This window comes from Effusibacillus sp. SKA8, assembly GCF_058273125.1.
Genome location: NZ_JBZCSF010000003.1, coordinates 114941 through 129437 on the forward strand (window position 1 = coordinate 114941; position 14497 = coordinate 129437).

General features: G+C 54.7%; 13 protein-coding genes. 5 read left to right on the plus strand and 8 right to left on the minus strand.

Features of this window, described 5'->3' with window-relative positions; all coding sequences use genetic code 11:
* Positions 1-100: 100 nt before the first annotated feature.
* The 3 genes from AC4ED1_RS04365 to AC4ED1_RS04375 all read right to left on the minus strand — a co-directional run bounded on the left by AC4ED1_RS04365 (position 101) and on the right by AC4ED1_RS04375 (position 4784).
* Positions 101-1468, minus strand: coding sequence for a sigma-54-dependent transcriptional regulator (locus tag AC4ED1_RS04365; RefSeq protein WP_490936199.1), 1368 nt, complete (start codon positions 1466-1468; stop codon positions 101-103).
* Positions 1446-3302 carry a transporter substrate-binding domain-containing protein gene (locus AC4ED1_RS04370; RefSeq protein WP_490936200.1) on the minus strand — a complete coding sequence of 619 codons (1857 nt, stop codon included), beginning with the start codon at positions 3300-3302 and terminating at the stop codon, positions 1446-1448. The genes AC4ED1_RS04365 and AC4ED1_RS04370 overlap by 23 nt, the downstream gene beginning before the upstream one ends.
* Before the next feature lie 285 nt (positions 3303-3587).
* Entirely contained in the window at positions 3588-4784 is a 1197-nt protein-coding gene (locus AC4ED1_RS04375; protein ID WP_490936201.1) for a cysteine desulfurase family protein, read from the minus strand.
* A gap of 147 nt (positions 4785-4931) precedes the next feature.
* Here AC4ED1_RS04375 and AC4ED1_RS04380 point away from each other — a divergent pair, with 147 nt between their 5' ends.
* The 4 genes from AC4ED1_RS04380 (at position 4932) to AC4ED1_RS04395 (ending at position 9026) form a co-directional block, all read left to right on the plus strand.
* Positions 4932-6497: an L-aspartate oxidase gene (locus AC4ED1_RS04380; RefSeq protein ID WP_490936202.1), complete on the plus strand. Its 1566-nt coding sequence runs from the start codon at positions 4932-4934 to the stop codon at positions 6495-6497.
* The gene (gene nadC / locus AC4ED1_RS04385; protein ID WP_490936203.1) at positions 6451-7281 is read left to right on the plus strand and encodes a carboxylating nicotinate-nucleotide diphosphorylase; all 831 of its coding nucleotides are present in this window, start codon (positions 6451-6453) and stop codon (positions 7279-7281) included. The genes AC4ED1_RS04380 and nadC overlap by 47 nt, the downstream gene beginning before the upstream one ends.
* A gap of 90 nt (positions 7282-7371) precedes the next feature.
* Positions 7372-8475: a quinolinate synthase NadA gene (gene nadA / locus AC4ED1_RS04390; protein WP_490936204.1), complete on the plus strand. Its 1104-nt coding sequence runs from the start codon at positions 7372-7374 to the stop codon at positions 8473-8475.
* Between the two features lie 38 nt (positions 8476-8513).
* Positions 8514-9026, plus strand: coding sequence for a 3H domain-containing protein (locus tag AC4ED1_RS04395; protein WP_490936205.1), 513 nt, complete (start codon positions 8514-8516; stop codon positions 9024-9026).
* Between the two features lie 12 nt (positions 9027-9038).
* Here AC4ED1_RS04395 and AC4ED1_RS04400 read toward each other — a convergent pair whose 3' ends face one another.
* Genes AC4ED1_RS04400 through AC4ED1_RS04410 form a run of 3 tightly spaced genes read right to left on the minus strand, consistent with a single transcriptional unit; the run spans position 9039 to position 11507 of the window.
* Positions 9039-9647 carry an NUDIX hydrolase gene (locus AC4ED1_RS04400; protein ID WP_490936206.1) on the minus strand — a complete coding sequence of 203 codons (609 nt, stop codon included), beginning with the start codon at positions 9645-9647 and terminating at the stop codon, positions 9039-9041.
* Positions 9648-9681: 34 nt separating this feature from the next.
* Positions 9682-11325, minus strand: a complete 1644-nt coding sequence (locus tag AC4ED1_RS04405; protein WP_490936207.1) for a coproporphyrinogen III oxidase family protein — start codon at positions 11323-11325, stop codon at positions 9682-9684.
* Positions 11326-11330: 5 nt separating this feature from the next.
* Positions 11331-11507, minus strand: a complete 177-nt coding sequence (locus AC4ED1_RS04410; RefSeq protein WP_490936208.1) for a hypothetical protein — start codon at positions 11505-11507, stop codon at positions 11331-11333.
* A 178-nt stretch (positions 11508-11685) separates the two neighbouring features.
* Here AC4ED1_RS04410 and AC4ED1_RS04415 point away from each other — a divergent pair, with 178 nt between their 5' ends.
* Positions 11686-11841 (plus strand): DUF1540 domain-containing protein, encoded by a 156-nt coding sequence (locus AC4ED1_RS04415; RefSeq protein ID WP_490936209.1) that lies wholly within the window; start codon positions 11686-11688, stop codon positions 11839-11841.
* 139 nt (positions 11842-11980) lie between these two features.
* On the opposite strand, the gene selD is transcribed toward AC4ED1_RS04415, so the two are convergent.
* Together selD and selA are read right to left on the minus strand one after the other, a co-directional pair.
* Positions 11981-13003, minus strand: a complete 1023-nt coding sequence (selD, locus tag AC4ED1_RS04420) for a selenide, water dikinase SelD (RefSeq protein WP_490936265.1) — start codon at positions 13001-13003, stop codon at positions 11981-11983.
* A gap of 34 nt (positions 13004-13037) precedes the next feature.
* Positions 13038-14450 (minus strand): L-seryl-tRNA(Sec) selenium transferase, encoded by a 1413-nt coding sequence (gene selA / locus AC4ED1_RS04425; protein WP_490936210.1) that lies wholly within the window; start codon positions 14448-14450, stop codon positions 13038-13040.
* Between the last annotated feature and the right edge of the window lie 47 nt (positions 14451-14497).

Here is a 14497-nt window from a genome sequence, read left to right on the forward strand (position 1 = left end):
TAATCGTTTTCATCAATCCGGAAAAATCAGCGTAAAAAAACCGGCAAAATCTGCCGGATCTATCGGCAAATTTTGCCGAACCCAAAAATCTAAACAGCGTTTACTCCTCTTTTAAATATTGTTTCAGTTTATCACGCAGCCCCCGTTCACTGATGCCCAGTTGCTGGGCAGTTTTTATTCGATGCCCGCCGTTTCTGTCCAATGTGTATAGAATAATTTTTTTCTCTGCTTCAGCAAGAGATAGGCCGGCAGGAATGAATACTCCTTCCTCCATAGATCCATTCGTTTTCGAAAGTCGATTATTGGAAAAAACAGAGGCTGGCAAATCGTCAAGCTCAATCCGGTCATCTTGCGAAAGAGCCACTGCATATTCAATGATGTTGGCCAATTCTCTTATGTTGCCCGGATACGGGTAGTCATAAAGAAGCCGTTTTACTTCCGGGCTGGTTGATTTTTTCTTTTTCCCCATACTTGCCGAGTAGAATGCTAGAAAATGTTCGATCAGAAGCGGTACATCCTCTTGACGCTCTCGTAGAGAAGGCATATGGATAGGTATCACATTCAGCCGGTAGTAGAGATCCTCGCGAAAGTTCCCCTTGGCCACTTCCTCCTGGAGATTCCGATTGGTGGCTGCAATAATTCTGACATCTGTTTCGATAAGTTGAAAGGAACCAATCGGCCTTACCACCCGCTCCTGAATGACCCGCAAGATCTTGGCTTGCAAGGAAAGCGGCATTTCGCCGATCTCATCAAGAAAGACGGTTCCGTTTTTGGATCTTTCGAACAATCCCTCTTTTCGCTGAAATGCACCGGTGAATGCTCCTTTTTCATGTCCGAACAACTCGCTCTCCAGCAGTTGTTCCGGGATTGCCGCACAGTTGATTACGGAAAACGGCTCATTCTTTCGTATTCCTTGGTAATGAATCGCGCGTGCCACCAGCTCTTTTCCCGTTCCGCTTTCACCTGTGACAAGAACATTTGATGAGATATCCTTCACTTTGTCAATCAACTGAAAAACCTTTTGAATGGGTTCGCTTTTGCCAATCATTCCCGCATACGAATGCTGCTGTTTAACGGCAGCACTCAGCGCTTTGACTTGCTGGTGCAGATGTTGAAAGTCGATTGCCTTGTGCAGCAGCAATTTCACTTCCTCAATGTTTAGCGGCTTGGTCAAATAATGATACGCCCCTGCCTTGATCGCCGCAATGGAAGACTCGATTGTGCCATAGGCAGTCATGATAATCACTATCGTTTCCGGCTTTTTTTCTTTGATGCGAGGAAGATACTCAAGACCGTTCTGATGTCCCAGATTCAGATCCAGAAGAACACAATCAATTGGCACGTCGTTTAACAGACTCAATCCCTCTTCCGCATCCGTAGCCGTCCAAACGTTGTGTTCATCCTCAAGAACAAATGAAAGAGACGAGCAGATCGCCTTCTCATCATCAATGATCAGGATGTTCGGCATGTTCTCCCTCCTTGTTCCCAAAGTGCAAAATAAAAGTGCTCCCGCTCCCTTTTCTGCTTCTGACCTCGATGCGTCCACCGTGCTCCGCCATAATTTTGCGGCTAATATACAACCCCAAACCTACTCCTTGACTTTTGGTTGTGTAAAAAGGCTCGAACATCTGGCGGAGAGCCGATTCTTCCATACCTTCTCCCGTATCGGATATGAAGAGCTGTACAGATTGATCCTGAGTTTGAGCGCGGATCGTTAAATGTTTTTCTCCTGACTTGCTCATGGCCTCGATCGCATTCAATATAAGATTGATGAGTACCTGCTTGATCCGTCCGCGATCCGCCAAAACCCGAATCTCCGGATGAAGATCCACTGCAACCCGGATATTTTCGCTTTTCATTCTTTTCTCAAAAAGTCCCAAAACGGATCGAACGATCGCACTGAGGTTTTCCCACCGGGTCTGGATGGGCTTTTCCCGTACATAGTCCAGTAGATCCTCGACAATTCGATTCATTCGTTCCACTTCTTCCGGAACATGCTGAACCAGTTCCACCCGAAACCGTGAATCGTCCAATTTCTTGGGAAGCAATTCAGAAAAAGTTTTGATTGCAGTCAGCGGATTGCGGAGTTCATGAGCAATTCCAGCCACCAGTTGTCCCAATGCCCGGAGCTTTTCCTGTGTAATCAGCCGGGCCTGCAAATGTTTCTGCTCGGTACGGTCCTGCAGGCTGATGATCCATCCCGTAAAGTCGCCTGCTCCATTGGTTAACGGAGCCATATAGTAGTGCAGGATTCGACCTGTCTCATCTTCAAGGTGCAGTTCTCCCTGATATTTTTTCAGTCTTCCCTGTTCCAGAGCCTCCTTGATGGGAAATTGAGGAAAGTATTGAGAGAGAGCAACCCCTAACACATCCCCTTTAACGGCAAGCAGATCACATGCCACGTCGTTGATCAGCATGGTGTTCCCTTGCGGACTGATCGAAATAATCCCATTATCCACATTGTCCAAAACCTGTTTTTGGAAGGCCAGATTATCCGCCAGTGCCAGTGTATGCCGCCGAACTTCCGTTTTCAATCGTTGATTCCAAAGGAACCCTATGACAAGCACAATCAGAACAACACCGATCATGACCGACAAACCATAAACGAGCTTTCTCCAACTCCCGACTGCATAGAAAGAATACGGCTCAAAATACTGGCTGTACAATCGTCCGTACGTCCCGTTCTTATGAAGTTCGGCCAGACCGAGATTCAGCTCATTCTGCAGCCGGTAATTCCCCTCTCTTACGGCAAACGCATAATCGGATGGATTGATCATACCGGTTCGGGTCACGTATTGATCTTGCAAATTGTTTTTCTTTAAATAGTATTCGGCGGTCCACCGGTTTCCAATGAACGCATCGGCACGTCCCAAGAACAACAATTCGAGAGCTTCCGGCTGGCTAAAAGATACAACCGTTTTCACCCTTCTGACACTTTCAAGCAACTCGATTCCGGCATCCCCTTTTTGGAGCGACACCACTTTCTCCTTAAGATCGTGCAAATTGGAAATGGATTTATCTGTCTTTGGAACAATCAGCACTTCTGACATCGTAAAATAGGATTCACTAAAATCGAAAACTGCATCCCGGGCACTTGTGTACTGCATTCCGAGAACCACATCCACTTTTCCCTGTTGAAGTTGGTCCATCGTCTCTTCCCAATGCATAGGCAGAAACACTATTTTATACCCGCGAATTTCGGCCACATTCCGAATCAAATCGATATCAAACCCGGTAGGGTTTCCGTTCTCGTCAACAGACGAAAACGGAGGTAAATCTTTATCGAAAGCAACGGCCAGCACCCGATCTTCTTCTGCTTTCGCGGGGATATACAGAAAAGAGAAAAGGAGAGAAAGGAAAAGAAGTACTCGCAGATGACCGGGTCGCATAAGAAAATCCCTTCCTTTACGGACAACAAAAATCCGCCATTTGTTTGGTAAGATGCAAGTGCGACCAACTCACCAAGAAAGGCGGAACCAGTCAGGAAAAATATCAAACGAAACATGCCAATTAATCCATCAATTTGGCTAATTCGACATCATTCTACAAACACCTTCAAAATTTCCCTTGTTTGGGATCAAAAATTTTCAACGGGGTATCCCGGGAACACTCACGGCAGATCGCCATTTTTTCGCCACAACCTCCAGCGCCTCCGCCAACTCATCCACACTTTGTTCGGTAGTCGTTCTGCCCATTGTGATCCGCAAGCTCTCCAGCGCCACCTCTCTCGATTTTCCCATTGCAAGAAGTACATAGGAAGGTTCATGATCGGTCGAGCTGCAGGCGGAACCGCTGGAAGTCGCAAAACCAAGCCGGTCCAATTCCAGCATCAACGCCTGCCCTTCGATCCGGTCGATGCCGATATTGACATGGGTTGGCAGACATTCGACAGACTCCGGGCCAAGCGACGCGGGCCCGTGAATTTTACAACCGGGTATTGTCGCAAGCAAGCGCTCGGTTAACCGGTTGCGCAACCGCCGCCATCGCTCCCGTTCCTGCGGCAGGTCGGCCACCGCCAGTTCGGCCGCTTTGGCAAAGCCGACAATTCCCGCCACATTCGGGGTGGCCGAGCGCAGTCCCCGCTCCTGCCCGCCACCGTAAGTCAGCGGATCGATCCGTACCCCCTTTCTTACGTAAAGACCGGCTACGCCTTTCGGACCGCCGATTTTATGGGCATTGACCGTCAGCAGATCGACTTTTAACTCTTCGACGTCGACCGGGATCTTTCCGTAGCTTTGCACCGCGTCCGAGTGGAACAGGATACCCCGTCCCCGCAGCAAGCGGCCGATTTCCGCAATCGGCTGCACCGTGCCCACCACATTGTTCGCGTGCATCACACTGACAAGGATCGTGTCCGGCTCAATCGCCCGCCGAACCTCCTCCGGGTCAACCCGCCCGTAGCTGTCGACCGGTACGTACGTAACCCGAAAGCCTTCCTGTTCCAGCACGCGGCAGGCTTCCCCGACGGAAGGATGTTCAATGGCGCTGGTCACAACGTGGCTGCCTTTTCCCAGCCTCCGCATCCGCCGGGCGCCGCCAAGAACCGCAAGGTTGTTGGCTTCCGTACCGCTCCCCGCAAAAATCACCTCTTTCGCGGCGGCCCCAATCGTTCCCGCCACAAGAGCCCTGGCGCTTTCCAACGCTTCCCTGGCCCTGAAACCAAACCGGTGCAGGCTGCCCGGATTCCCGAAATCGTTCAGAAAATAAGGCGCCATCGCGTCGAACGCTTCTTTTCGCATGACAGTCGTCGCGGCATGATCGAAATATCGTGAAAGCTCCGTCATTTGGGACACCCTTTCTGCATACACATGGAAATCATACACGATTCTTTACACCTTATTTTACACCTGTCTTGACAGTATACAACAGCAACTTTCATAATAGGAACATAGATTTTCACAGATGGATTTTCGGCGGAAGAAGGGATGGCCATGCGAAACGTAATTCACGATTATGTCGTTGTCGGCTCCGGCATTGCCGGTTTGACGCTGAGTTTGCTCGCATCCAAGCATGGCCGTGTCGCCCTTGTGACAAAGGGAACCCTGACCGACAACAACAGCAGCCTCGCCCAGGGTGGCATCGCTGCCGCTTTGTCGCCTGACGACCACCCGTCTTTGCACGGTCAGGATACGTTGCGGGCCGGACAGGGGCTTTGTGACGCCAGAACGGTGGAATCGTTCGTCGGGCAGGCGGCAGAGGCCATCCGCTTCTTGCAGAAACTGGGCGTGAGTCTCGATTGCGATGCGGACGGAATCCTCCATTTGGGCAAAGAAGGGGCGCACAGCCGCAGCCGCATCGTTCATGCGGGCGGCGACTCCACAGGCCGGACCGTTATGCAGACACTGGCCCGTCATCTGCAAACGAACCGGCACATCGATTTGTGGGAGAACACATACGTTGCCGAACTGCTCATCGAGAACGGGGAATGCACGGGAATCGTCTGCAAAACCGCTGCCGGCTATCCGGTTTGTTTTCGTGCAAAAGCGGTCGTTTTGGCAACAGGCGGACTGGGACAGCTTTATCGGCACACAACCAACTCGGCCGGTTGCACCGGAGACGGTTATGCCTTAGCCTACCGGGCGGGAGCCGTGCTGCGCGACATGGAGTTCGTCCAGTTTCACCCGACGGCGCTCCGCACCCGCACATGTCCCCTCCCGCTTGTGTCGGAAGCGGTTCGCGGCGAAGGCGCGGTGCTCGTCAATTCTGCGGGGGAGAGATTCATGGGCCGCTATCATGAATGGGGAGACCTGGCTTCCCGCGACATCGTGTCGAGAGCGATCTATTCCGAAATGCAAGCCGGCCGGGACGTGTATCTCGATGCCCGCTCGATTCCGGGATTTGACCGCCGTTTCCCGACGATTTATCAGTCTTGCAAAAAAATCGGGATCGATCCCGCCAACGACCTGATCCCGGTGGTGCCGGCCGCCCATTACACGATGGGCGGAGTCGCAACCGACGACCGGGGCGTCACTTCGGTCCCCAGGTTGTTCGCGATCGGCGAAGCGGCTTCCAGCGGGTTTCACGGAGCAAACCGCCTCGCCAGCAATTCGTTGCTGGAAGGCCTTGTCATGGCGCAGCGAACGGCTGACGCGTTGGCCGAATGCCTCCCGCTGTCAGGTCAATCGGCGGAACCGGCTGTCGATTGCGCCGATTATGTAAAAATCGGCACATATCCGACGCCGGAACTTCTGCGTCAGGTCCAACAGCTGATGTGGACGCACACCGGCATCGTCCGCGACGAATCGCGCCTGAAAAAAGCGCTGGACCAACTGCAATCCCGCTTGGACAAACTTCCGTCAGCGCCAACTCCCGACCGCAACCTGCTCACAGCCGCACTGCTGGTCGTACGGGCGGCGCTTTGGCGGCGGGAAAGCCGGGGAGCCCATTTTCGCAGCGATTACCCGGAAGCTCTGCCGGAATTTCAAACCCATTCAACCCAAGGAGGAACTTATGAATCCGTTGCTCGTACGCCAGTTTCTGCAACAGGCTCTCATTGAAGACATCGGCGGCCGCGATTTGACCACCGAGTTGCTGTTTGAAGCGGAAACCCGCATTCGCGGCACCTTCGTGGCCAAGCAAACGGGGAGAATTGCAGGCCTTTCGGTGGCGGAAGAGTGTTTCCGCTTGCTGGACCCGCAGATTCGTTTTGAAACGCTTGTACCGGACGGTACGGACGTCGAAAAAGGGGATGCGCTCGCCACCGTTGAAGGAAGCGCCCGCGCCATCCTTTCCGCGGAACGGGTGGCCCTGAACCTGATGCAGAGAATGTCAGGTATCGCGACAGCCACGCGGGACGTGTGCCGCAAAGTGGCGGATCTCCCCGTCCGCATCACCGACACGCGAAAGACCGTGCCGGGCCTGCGGATTTTCGACAAGTACGCGGTGACGGTCGGTGGCGGCATCAATCACCGTTTCGGGCTTTATGACGCCGTCATGATCAAAGACAATCATATCGCCGCTGTCGGTTCGCTCACCGATGCGGTCCGGAAGATCAAGGACGGAATCGGCCACATGGTCAAAATCGAGGTGGAGGCCGACACGCTGGAACAGGTGAGGGAAGCGGTTGCGGCCGGGGTGGATGTGATCTTGCTGGATAACATGTCGCCGGAAATAATGGCAGAAGCGGTGCGGATGGCAAAAGGCCGCTCCGTCACCGAAGCGTCAGGCGGAATCACGCCTGACAACGTGAAAGATTTCGCCTTGACCGGCGTTGACGTGATTTCATTGGGATGGTTGACCCATTCCGTACAGGCGATGGACATCAGCCTCGATCTCGCGTAAAAAGCTGGACGTATAAGCCGACCGTATAAAAGGCTGGCCTAAAGCTTAGCGGTCTTGCGAGTGGGGACATTAGATACGGAGGGAGACGCAATGGCTACTGCACATCAGTGTACACTTCGGCAATCGCCATCTGAGGAATATTCGCATCTGACTTCCGCGGAACTGGACCGCCGCATTGCTTCCGCCAAAGAAGCCCTGGGGAAGGATTTGGTCATCCTCGGCCATCACTACCAGCGTGACGACGTGATCGCTTTTGCCGATCACCGCGGCGATTCCCTGCAATTGGCCCGGATTGCGGCCGGTTTGCGGGAAACAAAATATATCGTGTTTTGCGGCGTTCATTTCATGGCGGAAACCGCCGACATCCTGACATCGGACGAGCAAACGGTGATTTTGCCGGATATGAACGCGGGATGTTCGATGGCTGACATGGCGGACGTGCAAGAAATGGAGGAATGTTGGAAGATCGTCACGGAACGGTACGGCGACTCGATCATCCCCGTGACCTACGTCAATTCGACAGCCGCAATCAAAGCGTTTGTCGGCAAGCACGGCGGCCTGACGGTCACTTCCTCCAACGCGGAGAAGATTTTCGCCCACGCGCTGCAAACGAAAAAAAGAATCCTGTTCCTGCCGGACCAGCACCTGGGACGCAACACGGGAGTCAAGTTTGGTATTCCATTGCACGAAATGTGCGTTTATGATCCGAAGGAAATGGAAATCGAGTTTCCGGACGGGGAGGGCGATCCGCGCGTCATTCTGTGGAAAGGGCATTGCTCGGTACACACCCGGTTCGAACCGCGGCATGTTCACGAAGTCCGCGCAAAGTATCCGGATATCCGGGTCATCGTCCATCCCGAATGCACGCATGAAACCGTTCGGCTGGCGGACGAACACGGATCGACCGATTTTATCATCAAGACGGTTCGAAAAGCGCCCGCCGGAACCAAATGGGCGATCGGGACGGAGCACAACCTGGTCAACCGGCTCGCGCAGGAACATCCGGAACAGTTTATCGTCTCCCTGAACGAGATGATCTGCCCGTGCCTCACGATGAACCGGATCGACCGCCCGCATCTGCTCTGGTCGCTGGAAAACATCCTCGCGGGAGCGCCGCAAAACGTGATCCAAGTCTCTCCGGACATCGCAAAATGGGCCAAACTGGCGATTGACCGGATGCTTGCCATTTCGTAGTCTGGAAAAAAGCGGATTGCATGGAGGCTTGTCTCCGAATGGATCGCAGACAACAGCTTTTGGACATCCTGAAGTCATCGAGCGTGCCGATTCCCGGCTCCTGCCTGGCGGACATTCTGGATGTCAGCCGGCAAACCGTCGTCCAGGATATTGCGTTTCTGCGAAAAGACGGTTTTCAGATCCTGAGCACAACGCAAGGCTACCTGCTGGAACATGGTGCCAAATCCCAATACCGCGAAGTGCTGGGAATCATCCATACTCCCGAACAACTGAGACGGGAACTGGAGATTCTTGTCGCGCATCACGTCACCATCGAGGACGTGTTTATTGACCATCCGGTGTACGGCCGGATTCAGGGCAAATTGAACATCACAACCCCGAAGGACGTAAAAGAGTTTCTTGAAAAACGGGCCCGGTCGCCGATCCCCCTTTTTTCGGAGGTTACGGGAGGGCTGCATTACCATACTCTGGTTGCGGAAGATGCGGAGACAATCGCAGAAGCGAAAGCGGCATTGAAAAAGGAAGGGTTTGAACTGGTGGATCCGGCATAAGGATCCGCTTTTTCATTTGGTTACATCAAGAAAATGGTGCAGAATCCTCGCCGTCAGCCCCCAGATAATGCGATCCTCGTAGAAATAAAAATATTCGGGCACTTTTCCCGTTCGCCAATTGTAATTGCGGCCGTTTGGGATCAGATGAAACGGGAAGTCGTCCGGAGGGGTCAGCTTCAGATCCACATAATGGAGATCCGGCACCGCATTCCTCAAAAACGCAAGCGGCACGCAAAAAACGCCGGCCACTTCCGCCGGATTCGGCCTGATTTTGGCATAATCGGCGATACGGCCAACAAACGGGTAGACAATTTGAAAGGGGGTCACAACATAATCGAGTGATCCGACCGGCTCGACCAGTTCGCGTTCAAGCCCCAACTCTTCGCACGTTTCCCGGATGGCGGCGGTCAGTTCGTCCGGATCCGCCGGGTCGATGCGTCCGCCGGGAAAACAGATCTCCCCCGGTTGGCGCTGCAACTGATGGGCCCGTTCCTCAAACAGCACGCACAACTGCCCGTCCCGTTCCACAATTGGCACCAACACCGCCGATTTGAACAGGTGCTGGTGCCCCATGACGGAAGCGTCTCTGTTTTTTAGCGACTGACAGATGGATTCCAGCATGTGACTCCCCCGCGTTTCCTGAGTGATTCCCGCCTTATCCGGAAGTTTGCAGCATCGTTTCGTAATGCCGTTTCAACCAATCGACTTTTTTGGCGACCACGGCGTCAATCGTCTCGACATAGGCCTTCGGTTCGCGCGGGTTGCCATACCGGCCGCAACTTTTTCCGCCGGGTCCGATCAACTTCGTCGAGGCGCCTCCGCCAAGTCCGATAATGCACTGCCGTTCTTCCATGATGCAGATATTGTACACGCTTTCCTTGCCGGGCTTCGCGTAGCCGATGTTTTCCAGGTTCCCGAGAATGTCTTTCTGACGGTATACATAGTACGGACGATAGCCCAATCCGCGAGCCCACCCGTCCGTTTCCTCCATCATCATGCGCACCAGCCGCGTATGGGGAATGGCAAACCGTTCTTTTTCTTTCCTGACAACGGCAGTGCGTTTGAAAGACATCGTGTGAACCGTTACCGAATCCGGCTGCAAAGCCCCGATCCGGTCCCTCGTATGCCGCACGTCGTCAAGGTCTTCCCCCGGGAGCCCCAGAATCATATCCATGTTGATATTTTCAAACCCGGCTTCCCGCACCAGACGAAACCGCCTGTCGACAATGTCCGGCGTATGCCCCCGTCCGATCGCCTTTAACGTTTCCGCTTTAAAGGTCTGGGGGTTGACGGAAATGCGGTTCACGTGATAGCGTTTCATGACGTCCACCCGTTCCGGGGTGATCGTGTCCGGCCGGCCGGCTTCGACGGTGAATTCGCGCCAAATATCGCCTTGCGCCGCAGCTTTGGGTACGTCATCGCCTGCAACCGCTTGCGCGGACGATTCCTTTCCGCGCTTGGCCCATGCCTTTCCGCCCGGAATCTCCCGATACAGAACTTCCATCAGGAACTCCATCTCCGGGGCGTTCAGGCTGGTCGGAGTTCCGCCGCCCAAATACACACTGGTGATCGGGATCCGGTATTCGCGCAAAAACCGGCCGACAGCCATGAACTCTTTTTCCAGCGCTTTCAGAAAATCGAAGGCGTAAGCCCGTTTTTCTTCCATCGAATACGCGGGAAACGTGCAATACGCGCAATGCGTGGGACAAAACGGGATTCCGACGTAGACGCTGGCCTGATGCCAGATCCGATACAGATCCGGAATGACCTCCCTCTGCACATCCGCGATTTCCAGCAGAAGGCCGATCCGCTCCGGGGCGATCCGGTAATCGGCAGCCAATTTTTCGCGAATCGCGCTTTCCGCCAACCCTTGTTCCAACAAGCCGTGCACCAATTTCATGGGGCGGACTCCGGTTAAAATCCCCCAGGGCTGCCCCGAACCGGTAAAATCGGCCAAACAGTCGTGCATCGCACGTAAGACCGTCTGTTTGCCCCGTTTGCGGCGGAAGGAAGATTCCGCCCCCTGGGGCAGCGCTTGCCGATAAGAGGCGGTCGCTTGCAGGGCTCCGTTTTGGTACAGTTCGGCAACCGACTGAAGCGTCCCGTCCGCCTCCGCCAGCCAAAGCCGCAGTTCCAGTTCGGGCCGCCCCGGATTTTCGAACGTGACGGTATCCTCTTCAAAAAACAGGCGGGTCATCCGCTCCACTTCCACCCGATAATCGAAGCCAATTTGATTGACAAAAATCCGAATGGATGCCGCCTCCTCTCCGCTCGATTCGAGTCTACCCTCCCCCCGCAAATCCGTCAACCCCTGTACAGGCGCCTTTTCCAGGCTTGCAACTCTTGTTGCGCGATCCCCGTTTCCAAGGCGTATCCGGTATCTTCCAAATGCGCCGCAACCGTCAAGTTATCGTGCGCGTCCACTCCGACTGCGAGAGTGCCAGCCGTTTGGTTCACCTGTTCGCGCAAACTCGTCCGCATGGACGAACCGCCTCCTTCCATATTCCTAGTGTTGCCACGAGGTCAGGAAAAAAACGGTTCCTTGCGGATGGGCGGCGGCAAACCGGTTTATTGTCAAAGAATATTTGCGATTGATGGCGTTTGCCGGGATTAAATTCCGGATTTTTTGCCGATTCTAAGCAAAAAGGAGGTGATCCCGGTGGCAAAAGACGTGTTGTGCGAAGTGAACAATTGTACCTATTGGGGACAAGGAAACAAATGCAACGCCGATTCCATTTACGTTGTGAGCAACCGCGGCAAGGAAGCGTCCACGCCGGAAGAAACCGATTGCAAGACATTTAGACCGAACGTGTAAATCCGTAAGTTTGCAGAAAGAAAATAAGTTGCCGCAGGGGGGCGCTGCAATTCGCAGCGCTCTCCCGTTCCCCAATGCGGCGATTTTCCGCATCGATCTCATTTCAGGTTCCGTCTTGCCTCCCGGTTTTGCTTTTTCGCTAACGCACAACCAGCTTTTTCGGATGGTCAGCCACGACGTCTCCGATGACCGCCGCCGCATCGACCCCGTTTTTCTTAAGCGAGTCGACCAGCGCATCCGCCTCTTTGGCCGGAACCGACAACAGCAACCCGCCGGATGTCACCGCGTCGCAAAGAATCTTGCGGGTGACCTCGTCGATGGAATCCGCGTACTGCACGTCTTCTTCGAGCCATTGGTAGTTTTTCAGCGAACCGCCCGGAATAATGCCCTGTTGCGCCAACGCATACGCATCCGGCAGCATCGGCACGGCTTTGGCGTCAATCTCGATTCCGACACACGAGCCCCGCGCCATTTCAGCCGCATGTCCGAGCAGACCGAACCCGGTAATGTCCGTGCATGCGTGAACCGTAAAGTTGCGCGCCGTTTCGGCAGCCGCCTTGTTCAACGTAGCCATCACCGTCTCGACTTCCTTGATCGCTTCGGGCGTGGCTTTTCCGCGCTTGATCGCGGTTGTCACGATGCCGACTCCGATCGGTTTGGTCAGCACCAGCTTGTCACCCGGGCAGGCGCCGGCATTCGTCCAGACTTTTTCCGGGTGGACGATGCCCGTCACCGCCATGCCGAATTTCGGATCCCTGTCGTCGATCGAATGGCCGCCCGCGATCACGGCTCCCGCTTCCCGTACCTTGTCGGCCCCACCGCGCAGGATTTCCGCAAGAATCTTCTTGTCGAGCTTGCTGACCGGGAACCCTACGATGTTGAGCGCCGTGACCGGCTTGCCGCCCATCGCGTAAACGTCCGACAGCGCGTTTGCCGCCGCAATCGCGCCGAACATATACGGGTCGTCCACAATCGGCGTAAAATAATCCACCGTCTGAATGATCGCCAGTTCGTCGGTCAGTTTGTACACACCCGCATCGTCTGATGTCTCCAACCCGACGATAAGGTTTGCGTCGGGCAAATTTTTCGGCAAATGGCTCAAGACCTGAGCCAGGTCCGCAGGACCGATCTTGCAGCCTCAGCCGGCTTTTTCCGACAACATCGTCAACCGTATCGCTTCCGCCGGTGTTATCGCGTCACCCGAGACGTTTATAGGCGTCGCGGACGCTGTTGACACATTCTTCAATTTCTCTTGGGAAAATTGTTCTGACATCGAACAGCAAAGCCTCCTTTCGAATGGTGGCCATCACGGGCGGTTCCACGTGCCGCAGCGCATGTTCCAAGGCGTTGAGCGAGAACGTCCCCGTTTTGACCGCCACAAGATACGTGGGCAACTCCTCCGTCGGCAGGCTGCCGCCGCCGACCTGGGACATTCCTTCCGCCACTTCCACCGCCGCCTGGTCCTGAAAAACGGCCCGCAGCCCCTCAGCCAACCGCTGCGCCTCCCGGTGCAATTCCTCTTTCTGCCTGGTGAGCAGGGAAAGCGTTGGAATTTCCCGCAGCGCCCGTTCCTCGTCGAGATACAGCAGCAGCGTCGCTTCCAGCGCGGCCAGTGTCAGCTTATCCACCCGCAGCGCGCGGGTCAGTTGGTTTTTCTTAATGCGTTTGATAAACTCCGCTTTTCCGGCAATGATGCCCGCCTGCGTTCCGCCGAGCAGCTTGTCCCCGGAAAAGGAAACGAGATCCACCCCGGCCTTGATCGAAGCTCCGACGGTCGGTTCGTCTCCGATGCCGAATTTTCGCAGATCGATGAGCGACCCGGACCCGAGATCTTCATAGACAGGCAGACCGTGCCGGTGAGCGAGCGCCACCAGATCCGGCAATTCCGGCTGATAAGTAAAGCCCACGATCCGGAAATTGCTCGTGTGGGCCTTCAGGATCAGGGCGGTGTCTGCGTCGATCGCGTTCTCATAGTCCCATTCGTGGGTCTTGTTTGTCGTTCCGACTTCGACCAGGATCGCGCCCGACTCCTTCATCACTTCCGAGACGCGGAACGAACCGCCGATCTCCACCAACTGCCCGCGCGACACAATCACTTTGCGTCCCCTTGCCATCTCACGCAGCACAAGCAGGACAGCCGCCGCGTTGTTGTTGACGACAAGCGCCGCCTCAGCCCCCGTCAACCGGCAAATCAGCTCCTCGACATGATCGTAGCGCGAACCGCGCTCACCGGTGGCCAGCTTCAATTCGAGATTCGAATATCCTTTCGCCGTCCGTTCAATCGCTTCCAAAGCGGTTTCAGCCAGCGGCGCACGGCCGAGATTCGTGTGCAGAACAACACCGGTCGCATTGATAACCCGGCGAAAATTCGGCTCGAACCGCCGCCGCAGGTAACGCTCGGCCCGCTGCAGCAATTCCTCTTCCGCCGCCACGACGGTCCGCTCTCCGGACAGGATCTGGCGCCTTATTTCGGAGACCGTCTCGGAAACCGCTTCCGAAACCAGATCATGCGAATACGTTTCGATTAACCGGCGGCTGACCGGGTGGTCCAACAGCCGGTGAACAGCCGGGAGCTTGCGCAGCAGACCCGTATTGGCTTCGGCTGACATACGTTCACCTCGATAAGTATTGGAAATGCGTTCGATATCTATTTTAC

Bases quoted from the DNA above. Each gene is read 5' to 3' on its own strand.
- AC4ED1_RS04365 (WP_490936199.1), bottom strand. From the start codon at position 1,468: ATGCCGAACATCCTGATCATTGATGATGAGAAGGCGATCTGCTCGTCT.
- AC4ED1_RS04375 (WP_490936201.1), bottom strand. From the start codon at position 4,784: ATGACGGAGCTTTCACGATATTTCGATCATGCCGCGACGACTGTCATG.
- AC4ED1_RS04380 (WP_490936202.1), top strand. From the start codon at position 4,932: ATGCGAAACGTAATTCACGATTATGTCGTTGTCGGCTCCGGCATTGCC.
- nadC (WP_490936203.1), top strand. From the start codon at position 6,451: ATGAATCCGTTGCTCGTACGCCAGTTTCTGCAACAGGCTCTCATTGAA.
- nadA (WP_490936204.1), top strand. From the start codon at position 7,372: ATGGCTACTGCACATCAGTGTACACTTCGGCAATCGCCATCTGAGGAA.
- AC4ED1_RS04395 (WP_490936205.1), top strand. From the start codon at position 8,514: ATGGATCGCAGACAACAGCTTTTGGACATCCTGAAGTCATCGAGCGTG.
- AC4ED1_RS04400 (WP_490936206.1), bottom strand. From the start codon at position 9,647: ATGCTGGAATCCATCTGTCAGTCGCTAAAAAACAGAGACGCTTCCGTC.
- AC4ED1_RS04410 (WP_490936208.1), bottom strand. From the start codon at position 11,507: ATGCGGACGAGTTTGCGCGAACAGGTGAACCAAACGGCTGGCACTCTC.
- selA (WP_490936210.1), bottom strand. From the start codon at position 14,450: ATGTCAGCCGAAGCCAATACGGGTCTGCTGCGCAAGCTCCCGGCTGTT.